Below are 10348 nucleotides of genomic sequence, written 5' to 3'. Positions count from 1 at the left end.
TGGGTTCCTCTCATAAAACCCATCTGACCTGCTATCACCACCCCCCGCATCCCGGGGGAACCTCAGGGACCTCTCTGGGCGCCTCCGCGCCGAGACTTGCATCCCCTGCCCTTTAGGTACCTGTATGGGGGAGGAACCCGGGGGACCTCTCTGGGCGCCTCCGCGCCCAAGCTTGGTGCCCCTCGCCCTAGGTACCTGCCAAGCGGAGGAACCCGGGGAGACCCCTACGCGCCCTCGGCCGAAACCTGTCCCCTGCCGCGCCAAGGACACGGGCGGGGACACACCCCCTACGCACCCCGCGCTGAGACCTGCATCCCCTGCCCCCTGGGTACCTGTATGGGGGAGGAATCCGGGGGACCTCCCTGGCGCTTCCACGCCCGTGCCTGTTGCCTCCGAGGGCGTGCCCGCCCGTGAAAGACGGGGGAGTCAGGGGAGGTCAGGTCTGGAGCTGGGGGCGGGTTTTGCGGAGATGCGGCGGGACCAGAGGGCCTTTTGGATGAGGAGGGTCAGGGTGCCCGCCACCACGATTCCGAGGAGGTTCAGGAGCAGCTGCTCGGTGGAGCCCCAGGCCTGGCGGTACTCCTGGAAACTGAAGGCGACCGCCGCATTGGCTGCCGCCGGGACGGTGGTGACCGAGATCGCCACCCCCACCAGGGCCCCCGACTTCGCTGAGGTGAGGGAGAGCGTCCCCGCCACTCCCGCCAGCAGCGCCACCACGAGGGAGAAGGTGTCGGGCTGGTAGATAAACGCGGTGTTGGGGCGGTCGGCTTCCAGCTTCGCCGCGTCGAACTGGCCCAGCCACGCCATGACATGGCTGAAGCCGACGGTGATCACTATCGCGACGGCGAACCCCACGATCAGCGCCCAGAACGCGCGCCAGGCCAGCCGAGGTGCGCGCCGTACCAGTGCGGTACAGAACCCGGCCAGGGGACCGAACTCCGGTCCCACCGCCATGGCGCCCACGATCAGGATCGCGTTGTCCAGCACCACTCCACAGGCCGCGATCATCGTTGCCAGGGAGAGAAACGCCAGATAGGTGACGGAGAGCGTGGACTCCTCATGGGTCGCGGCGACGAGTTGCTCCCAGACCACGGCGTCTGAGCCCTCACCGGGAGCGTCCTTCTCCGCCCGATCGGCACGCTGGGAGAGCGACAGCTCGATGTCATCGACCGCGATCGAGCCGCACTCATCGATGCCCAGCTCCCGTAGCCCCGAGATCAGCTCATCGCCTGCCTCACGGGCCACATCGCACATCACCAGATCGCCGTGGGGATCGCGGGACGCGCCGGGTACCACCGCCAGATGTGCCGTGCCCACGGTCTTCTCTACGAGGCTGATCACCTCGGCGGTACGGTCGGTGGGGGTGAGCAGGCGCAGGTGCAGCACGCGGTTGGACTCCTTGGGGGTTGGGCCGCGTCAGAGCTTGCGGAGCGACAGCCGCTGGACCTTGTGGTCAGGTCCCTTGCGGAGTACCAGCGTGGCCCGGCCGCGGGTGGGGGCCACATTCTCCAGCAGGTTCGGCTTGTTGATGGTGCGCCACATCGTGCGCGCGTACTCCAGGGCTTCTTCCTCGGAGACCTGGGTGTACTTGCGGAAGTACGAGGCGGGATTCTGAAAGGCGGTCTCGCGCAGTTTGCGGAAGCGGTTGAGATACCAGCGCTCGATGTCCTCCGGCCGCGCGTCCACATAGACCGAGAAGTCGAAGTAGTCCGCGAGACCCACCCGGGTGCGACCGTCCTTGCCCGGCAGCGCCGGCTGGAGCACATTGATGCCCTCGACGATCAGAATGTCCGGGCGGCGCACGGTGAGGCGTTCGCCAGGGACGATGTCATAGATCAGATGCGAGTAGACGGGGGCGGTGACCTCGTCCTTGCCGGCCTTGATGTCAGCGACGAACCGGGTCAGGGCGCGTCGGTCATATGACTCGGGGAAACCTTTCCGCGCCATCAGTCCGCGGGCCTGGAGCTCCTTCATCGGCAGCAGGAACCCATCGGTGGTGACCCGTTCGACCCGCGGATGCTCCGGCCAGCGGGCGAGCATCGCCTGGAGCAGTCGGGCCACGGTCGACTTGCCGACGGCTACCGACCCGGCGACACCTATGACGAAAGGGGTGCCGGGCTGCTCGCCCTGGCCGCCCCCCGCCTCTCCGAGGAAGGTGTTGAGCGCGCCCCGCAGTTCGCCGGTGGCCTGTACATAGAGGTTGAGCAGCCGGGACAGCGGGAGATAGACGTCCCGTACCTCGTCCAGATCGATGACATCGCCGAGCCCGCGCAGCTGCTCGACCTCGGCGGCGGACAGCGGTAGGGGGGTCTTGTCCCGCAGGGCGCTCCACTCCGCGCGGCTGAGGTCGACGTAGGGGGTCGACGGATGCTCTGACCGGCGGTTCGCACTGTGCGGTGGCGAAGTGATCACATCGCCATTGTGGGCGCTTGGACAGGGAAGTGGATGGTGGAGAAAGTCACCCTGGACGGCCCTTGCCGACTGACCGAGTGCATGGGGCAACGATGGCCCGTGAGTGATCCCCCTTCCCTTCTGTCTCTCCTGCCCCTCCTGTCCCTTCCGTACGTCGTCGGCGCGGTGGGCGGAGCGCCATCGGTCGGACGCGGTGGCGGCCGGGTAGCCGGGCGTGGTGCGGGTAGCGGGACACGTCGGGTGGGTGCCCACGCGCCACGCCCGGGTGCGCCGCGGGGTTGGCCTTAGGCTGCGGCTATGTGCGGAATCGTGGGTTATGTCGGCGGACAGTCGGCGCTTGACGTCGTCGTCGCAGGGCTGAAGCGGCTGGAGTACCGGGGCTATGACTCCGCCGGTGTGGCGGTGCTCGCCGACGGTGGTCTGGCGACCGCGAAGAAGGCGGGCAAGCTCGTCAACCTGGAGAAGGAACTCAAGGACCGACCGCTGCCCAGTGGCTCCACCGCCCTCGGGCACACCCGGTGGGCGACCCATGGCGGTCCGACCGATGCCAACGCCCACCCGCATCTGGACAACGCGGGACGCGTCGCCGTCGTCCACAACGGGATCATCGAGAACTTCGCCCTGCTCAGGGCCGAACTGATCACCCGCGGACATGATGTGGTCTCCGAGACGGATTCGGAGGTGGTCGGACATCTTCTCGCCGAGTCCTTCTCGTCCTGCGGGGACCTCGCGGAGGCCATGCGGCAGGTCTGCCGACGGCTGGAAGGTGCCTTCACCCTGGTGGCGGTGCACGCCGATGAGCCCGGTGTGGTGGTGGGCGCACGCCGAAACTCCCCGCTGGTGGTGGGGGTCGGCGACGGAGAGTACTTCCTGGCATCGGATGTGACCGCCTTCATCGACCACACCAGGGCCGCCATCGAACTCGGTCAGGACCAGGTCGTGGAGTTGCGGCGGGACGGCGTGACCATCACCGACTTCGCCGGGGACACCGCGGACGTCCGCTCGTACCACGTGGACTGGGACGCCTCGGCCGCCGAGAAGGGCGGCTATGACTACTTCATGCTGAAGGAGATCGCCGAGCAGCCGAAGGCCGTCGCCGACACGCTGCTCGGGCGGATCGACGTCGCTGGATCGCTCACGCTCGATGAGATCCGTATCCCGGCCGAGGTCCTCCGGGAGGCCACCAAAGTGGTGATCGTGGCCTGTGGGACCGCCTTCCACGCGGGGCTGATCGCGAAGTACGCCATCGAGCACTGGACCCGCATCCCCTGCGAAGTGGAGTTGGCCAGCGAGTTCCGCTACCGCGATCCGATCCTGGACGAGCGCACCCTGGTGATCGCGATCTCCCAGTCCGGCGAGACGATGGACACCCTGATGGCGGTGCGGCACGCGCGTGAACAGGGCGCTCGGGTGCTCGCCATCTGCAATACGAACGGCTCGACGATCCCCCGGGAGTCCGACGCCGTCCTCTACACCCATGCGGGCCCCGAGGTCGCGGTCGCCTCCACCAAGGCGTTTTTGACCCAGTTGGTGGCCTGCTATCTGGTGGCGCTCTATCTGGGGCAGGTACGCGGCACCCAGGCGGGTGATGAGATCCGGGCCGTCATCCGGGATCTGGCGGAGATCTCCACAGCGGTCGAGCGGGTGCTGGAGACCATGGAGCCCGTACGGGAGCTGGCGCGCTCGCTGGCGGCGAAGAACACCGTGCTCTTCCTGGGCCGGCATGTGGGCTATCCGGTGGCGCTTGAGGGTGCGCTCAAGCTCAAGGAGCTGGCGTATATGCACGCGGAGGGGTTTGCCGCGGGTGAGCTGAAGCACGGTCCGATCGCGCTGATCGACGAGGATCTACCGGTGGTCGTGGTGGTGCCGTCCCCGCGCGGGCACTCGGTGCTCCACGACAAGATCGTGTCGAACATCCAGGAGATCAGGGCCCGTGGCGCTCGGACGATTGTGATCGCGGAGGAGGGGGATGAGACCGTTTCCCCTTACGCGGACCACCTGATCCGTATCCCGGTCACTCCCGCGCTGCTCCAGCCGCTAGTGGCTACCGTTCCGTTGCAGGTCTTCGCCTGCGAACTGGCGACGGCCCGCGGTAATGAGGTGGACCAGCCGCGGAATCTGGCGAAATCAGTGACGGTGGAGTGAGCGAGTGATTATCGGGGTGGGGATCGACGTCGCCGAGATCGATCGGTTCGAGGCGTCCTTGAGGCGTACGCCGGCCATGGCGCGGCGACTCTTTCTGGAGCGGGAACTGCTGCTACCCAGCGGTGAGCAACGCGGATACGCCTCGCTGGCGGCGCGGTTCGCCGCGAAGGAGGCGGTGGCGAAGGCGCTCGGCGCGCCGAGCGGGCTGCGCTGGACGGACACCGAGGTGTGGGTCGAGGACAGCGGGCGGCCCCAACTGCGGGTGTATGGGACGGTCGCGGCATGCGCGCAGGCGCTGGGGGTGCGGTCATGGCACATCTCGTTGAGCCATGACGCCGGGGTGGCCTCGGCCATGGTGATCGCGGAGGGGTAGTGCCTGCCGGCCCGGCGCTGTTGAAGCGGGCCTCATGGGAGCTACGGAACCGGGAGATGACTCGGCCCCCTCCCGGCCGATGAACGGGAGGGGACCGAGCCGATGTGGCCTACGCCAGTGTTCTGCGGCGTAGGGCCACCGCTGCCGCGCCCAGGGCGGTGAGTGCGGCTGCGGCGATGGTGAGGGGCAACAGCGTTGATCCGGTGGAGGCCAGAGAGCCGCCCCCTCCGATGCTGTTCCCGCCACCGTTCGTGGTGCCACCGGAGAGTGCGGTGGTGTCCGGGCCGGGATCCATCCCGCCGGAGCTTTCCCCCGACGAGCCGCCCGAGTTCCCACCCGACAGGCCTCCCGTCGGTTGATCCGTCGGTCCGTCGGTCGGTTGATCGGTCGGTCCGTCGGTCGGTCCGTCGGTCGGTTCATCGGTGGGGGAGGGCTTCGGGACCGGGGTGACGGTGAGTTCCACGGCTGTGGAGCGGATGCTTCCGACCGGGTTGGAGAACACCGCCCGATAGCGGTTGCCGTCGTGCTCGGAGTTCGCCTTGAAGCTCAGTTTCGGCCCCGCGGCCCCTGCCACCGGTTGCCAGGTCCTGCCCTCGTCGGTGCTGACCTCCCAGCCGGCGGTCGGGGTGGGCGAGCCCTGGGCCGCGGCCCTGAACTCGGCTTGCTTCCCGGCCTGTACCAAGACGGCCTTCGGCGCTGCGGTCACGGTCGGCGAGACCTGGTACTGGGACTGGACGACCTTGCCGGACGCGACCGTGAACAGGGTGTGCCGTTCGGTGTCCAGGGTGAGCTCGTCCGGGCCGTCGCCGGTCGCCAGGGTCTCGGTGACCTTGTTCTTCGTCGGGTCCACCACGGCGACCGTGCCCGCCGTGGTCTGTGCTGCGTACAGGGTCTTGGTGCCGGCGTCATACGCGAGTGATCTGGGGTTGGCGCCCACGGTGAGGGTGCCCGTGACCCTGTTCCGCTGGAGGTCAACGGTGAAGACCGTGCCCGCGGCGAGGTTGGCCACATAGCCCGTACCGCTCGTGGAGTCGACGGTCACACCCATGCTGCCGAGCGCGGTGGTGCCCAGGCTGAGGCTGTTGATGAGCTTCCCGGTGGAGCCGTCGATCGCGTTGAGCACATTGCGGTAGACGAGGGAGCCGTTCTCCATCGCGCCACCCACATAGGTGGCGTAGCCGATGTGACGCTTGGTATCCACGGCGAGTCCGGCGGGCAGGAACGGAAGCAGTACGGGCTCGCCGACCGGCTGCCAGTTCTCGGTGCTGTACACCGTGATGGAACGGCCCTGCTGGTTGGCGACGTACAGCCGATCCGCGCCCGGGTCGGCAGCGAGGTACTTGATGTTGCCGGTGACCGGTGCGAGGTTGTCGCTGAAGACCTTCGTCCTGGTGTTGTAGGACGCGATCCGGTTCGTCAGCCCTAGGTAGAGGGTGCCTGAGCCCGTGTCGAGTGCCATGACCGTGGCGGGTGCGGGCAGTTCGATGGGGGTGCCGACCACAGCACCCGTGGCGGTGTCATAGGTCGCCAGTCGGCTCTGGGAACCACTGTCCGTACTGATGTGGAGGTGCCCCGCCGCCGGGTCCGCCTCCGTGTCAGTGGCGCCCCCGAGCGGGGGTGTGATGGTACGAACGGCCTGGTGGCGCACGGTTCCCGCCGGGACCTCCGGGTTGGGTGCGCTACCGGCGCCGAAGGTGACGGGGACGATGACGTCCTGGTCGCGGTCGGCGCTGTGGGTGTGATCGGCCCGGGTGACCACCGCACACGCCCGCTGGGTGCAGTCGGCGCTGCTGTCCTTGGCCTTGATGGTCAGTTCCAAGCTGAATCCGCCCTTGCCGTCGCTCTGGACGGTGAACGGCTTGACGAGGTCCTTGGCGTAATCCGGTGGATTGTTGGAGATCCAGTACGACGATCCAGAGGTGCCGGACATATCGGTGCCACCAAGGCAGGGGCTCGGTGCTTCGCCCGCTTTGGGAACGGCGCAGACGGCGAGGTAGATGCCCTGGTCCAGCGCGTAGCCCGAGCCGGTGACGGTCACTTTCTGACCGGCCGGGTCGATGTTCTCGGTGGCGGAGACGGTCAGCTTCTGCCCGGTGGGGCCGGTGGCCTCGCCGGGATCGGCGGCATGCGCGGGGCCCGCGGCGGTCAGTCCCACCGCGAGCGGCAGCGCGGCGGCCGCGATCCGTCGTACGTACATGGGTCTCTTGGTACGTGTGCGCATGACTAGGAGAAGGCCACCGGGACGTAGACGTCGTACTTGCGGTCATTGCTGTCGTAGTGGTCGGCGCGGGTGACGATTGCGCAGGTCACACCGCCCTGTCCGCAGGTGATGGTCGAGGAGAGCTGGGCCTTGACGTGGATCGACACGGAGAAGCTGCCACGGCCACCGGACTCGGTGTACGGCGAGGAGTTGTTCGGGGACAGCCACCACCAGGTGCTGTTGACCCAGTGCGACGCGCCGGTGGTGCCCGCTTGGTCCTGGCCGCCGAGACAGGGGGTGGGCTTGCTGTTCCAGGTGGCGGGGTTGTTGACGTTGACCCCGGCGGGCACCGCGCACAGCCCGACGTAGACGCCCTGGCTCGGGTTGTAGCCGCTGCCGCTCACGGTGACATTGGTCCCGGACGCGGCCGCGGTGGAGGGCGCGGTCAGGGAGAGGTTGTAGGTCGAACCGCCGTCGGTGATGGTGCGATTGACGGTCGCTGCCGATGCGGAGGATGCCAGGCCCATGGTGAGCGCGGTGGCTCCCAGGAGGGCGACGGCGGCACGGCCGGCGGTGCGAGCGACAGAGCGCATGGAGGGGACACCTTTCGCAGGACGAGCCGGAGGCCCGGTTAGGTAAGGCAAACCTAAGTTGAACGTGAGGCTTCGTCAACCCTCCGTGAAGCGCTCGTGCCGAGCCGGCAACTCGGCGCCCGAATGGCGTATTTGGCCGGCAGGGGGACGGCGAGGGGCGGGGGAGCGCCCCCTGGGGCAGACTCGATGACATGCGTACCGCTCACTGTGTGGACACCGTCAGAACCGCCGAGGCCGCCCTCATGGCGCGCCTTCCCGAGGGCGCGCTGATGCAGCGGGCCGCGGCCGGGCTCGCCGCCGCCTGCGCTGATCTGCTCGGACGGGTGTACGGGGTACGCATCGCCCTCCTGGTGGGCAGCGGAGACAACGGCGGCGACGCGCTCTACGCGGGCGCCCGCCTCGCCCGACGAGGAGCCGGCGTCAGCGCCGTACTCCTGGCCCCCGACCGCACCCACCAGGGCGGTCTCGCCGCACTCACCGGCGCGGGCGGGCGCATCGCCGATGATCCCTTCGCCGTGCTGGCCACGGCCGATCTCGTCCTCGACGGCATCATCGGAATCGGTGGCCGAGGCGGACTGCGACCCGACGCCATTCCCATCGCCCGTGCGGCCCGCGGGTCCAACGCCGTGATCGTCGCCGTCGACCTCCCCAGCGGGACCGACGCCGACAGCGGTGAGGTCACCGGCGAGGCCCTACGCGCCGACGCCACCGTCACCTTCGGCACCCATAAGCCGGGACTGCTCATCGATCCCGCACGGGAGTACGCGGGGACCGTACGGCTGGTGGACATCGGGCTCGACGCCGAGCTGCCGTCCATCCCCGCCGTCGAAGCGCTCCAGCACGAGGACGTGGCCCGGCTACTGCCGCGACCGTCCGCGGAAAGCGACAAGTACCGCCGCGGAGTCGTCGGAGTCGTCGCCGGGTCCGCCCGCTACCCGGGAGCCGCGGTGCTCGCCGTCGCCGGGGCACTGAGGGGCGGGGCGGGAGCCGTGCGCTACGTGGGACCCGCCACCGAAGCGGTGATCGCCCGCTTCCCGGAGACCCTGGTGCACACCGGGCCACCCGCCAAGGCCGGCCGTGTGCAGTCCTGGGTCGTGGGACCCGGCCTCGGCGAGGGCATCGGGGCGGTACCCGAGATCCTGGCCTCCGACGCGGCCGTGCTCGTCGACGCCGACGGGCTGCGGCAGCTGGACCCAGAAGCGGTACGGGGCCGAAGCGCGCCCACCCTGCTCACCCCGCACGCGGGGGAGGCGGCGGCGCTGCTGGAGGTCGCACGCGAAGAGGTGGAGTCGGCGCGCCTCGCCTCGGTACGGGAGTTGGCGAGGCGCTACGGGGCGACGGTGCTCCTCAAGGGCTCAACCACCCTGGTGGCCGACCCCGACCCGAGCGTGGCTGTTCGGGTGAACCCGATGGGGACACCCTGGCTGGCGACCGCGGGCAGCGGGGACGTTCTCTCCGGCCTTGCCGGATCCCTCCTGGCAACCGGCCTCAACGCCCGCGACGCGGGCTCGGTAGCCGCCTACCTCCACGGCCTCGCGGCCCGCCGAGCGGCGGCCGACGGGACGCCGATTACCTCCTGGGAGGTGGGGGAGGGCGTGCGGGGGGCGTGGGGGGCCTGTGTCTTGGGGGGGCGCACCTGAGGTGAGTGGTGCTGGGGGTGCCCCTTGGCGGGGTGCACGCTCCGACGGGGGGTGCCTGTGGCCGAGGCGCGGGGTGCTTGGGCACAGCGCCCCTGTGTCGGGTGTCCCCACCCGGGGTGGAGGGTTCCGTCCTCAAACGCCGGACGGGCTGAGGGTGCCCCCTTGGCGGGGTGCTCGTTTCGGCGGGGGTGCTTGGCTGTGAGGCCTTGAGCTCTTGAGCTCTTGAGCTCTTGAGCTCTTGGGCTCTTGGGCTCTTGGGCTCGGCGCTCTTGTGTCGCGTGTTCTCACCGGGGGTGGGGGGTTCCGTCCTCAAACGCCGGACGGGCTGGGGGTGCCCTCTGGCGGGGGTCTGTCTATTGGCGGGCTGCTGGTGGTCGAGGCTTGGGTTCCCGGGGTACGGGTCTTGTTCTGTTGGGGTTGGGGGGTGCTATCGGGGGTGACTCCTCAGCGTCGACGGCCTGATGCGACTCCGAGCCGGCAAGGCTGCCTTGCCGTCGATCGCTTCCGGGGACACCCCCTGCGCGCCCCCATCCGCGATGTGCGTTCCTGGGTGTTGAGGTGCATGTTCTGTGGGGGTTTGCCTTTTGGGGTTGTTTGGTCCTGCGTCGCATGTCGGGTGAAGGGCTGTGCGCCGTAATCTGGTGCGATCTGAGGGGTTTTGGCGGGAGTTTGTCTGTGTCTGGGGTCCAGGGCAGGTCTCCTTTCGCTCTTGCCTGATGGGGGAGAGGCCTTCGTCCGCTGTGGGAGCAGGGGGGCTTTGGGGAGCGGGAAGCCGGGGCGCGGAGGCTGAACGTGGTGTGGCCTGTGAGGGTTGGAGGGGCCATCAGGGCGCCGAGCTCTGGCCTAGGGCGCGGGTGCGTACTTCCCGCCTTTCGGCGGGTGAGAGTGACCGTTGAGGAGAACCAGCCCGCTCATTGAGGTTCCCCCGTTGTGTGGGGGTGGTTGGTTAGCTGGTCAGGGTGGGTTGGTGTGGTGTGGGTTTCGC

The 10348-nt window shown here is 68.9% G+C and carries 7 protein-coding genes; 3 read left to right on the top strand and 4 right to left on the bottom strand.

Annotated features, from left to right (window positions below):
• Positions 1 to 426: 426 nt before the first annotated feature.
• Entirely contained in the window at positions 427 to 1386 is a 960-nt protein-coding gene (locus NBG84_RS17435) for a DUF389 domain-containing protein (RefSeq protein ID WP_250920399.1), read from the bottom strand.
• Positions 1387 to 1416: 30 nt separating this feature from the next.
• Positions 1417 to 2412, bottom strand: coding sequence for a type I pantothenate kinase (coaA, locus tag NBG84_RS17430; protein WP_250920398.1), 996 nt, complete (start codon positions 2410 to 2412; stop codon positions 1417 to 1419).
• 297 nt (positions 2413 to 2709) lie between these two features.
• Here coaA and glmS point away from each other — a divergent pair, with 297 nt between their 5' ends.
• Both glmS and NBG84_RS17420 read left to right on the top strand, forming a co-directional pair.
• Positions 2710 to 4557 (top strand): glutamine--fructose-6-phosphate transaminase (isomerizing), encoded by a 1848-nt coding sequence (gene glmS / locus NBG84_RS17425; protein WP_250920397.1) that lies wholly within the window; start codon positions 2710 to 2712, stop codon positions 4555 to 4557.
• A 4-nt stretch (positions 4558 to 4561) separates the two neighbouring features.
• Positions 4562 to 4930 (top strand): holo-ACP synthase, encoded by a 369-nt coding sequence (locus NBG84_RS17420; protein ID WP_250920396.1) that lies wholly within the window; start codon positions 4562 to 4564, stop codon positions 4928 to 4930.
• Between the two features lie 109 nt (positions 4931 to 5039).
• Here NBG84_RS17420 and NBG84_RS17415 read toward each other — a convergent pair whose 3' ends face one another.
• The gene (locus NBG84_RS17415) at positions 5040 to 7127 is read right to left on the bottom strand and encodes a PT domain-containing protein (protein ID WP_250920395.1); all 2088 of its coding nucleotides are present in this window, start codon (positions 7125 to 7127) and stop codon (positions 5040 to 5042) included.
• Between the two features lie 26 nt (positions 7128 to 7153).
• Positions 7154 to 7723, bottom strand: a complete 570-nt coding sequence (locus NBG84_RS17410; protein WP_250920394.1) for a hypothetical protein — start codon at positions 7721 to 7723, stop codon at positions 7154 to 7156.
• Between the two features lie 191 nt (positions 7724 to 7914).
• Between NBG84_RS17410 and NBG84_RS17405 the strand changes: the two genes are divergently transcribed.
• A complete protein-coding gene (locus NBG84_RS17405) occupies positions 7915 to 9363 on the top strand; it encodes an NAD(P)H-hydrate dehydratase (protein WP_250920393.1) in 1449 nt (482 codons plus the stop codon).
• Positions 9364 to 10348: the final 985 nt, after the last annotated feature.

The organism is Streptomyces albipurpureus (genome assembly GCF_023701525.1).
Classification (GTDB): domain Bacteria; phylum Actinomycetota; class Actinomycetes; order Streptomycetales; family Streptomycetaceae; genus Streptomyces; species Streptomyces albipurpureus.
Note: the sequence above shows the minus strand (reverse complement) of the source record. Positions and strands in the feature narration are given on the sequence as shown.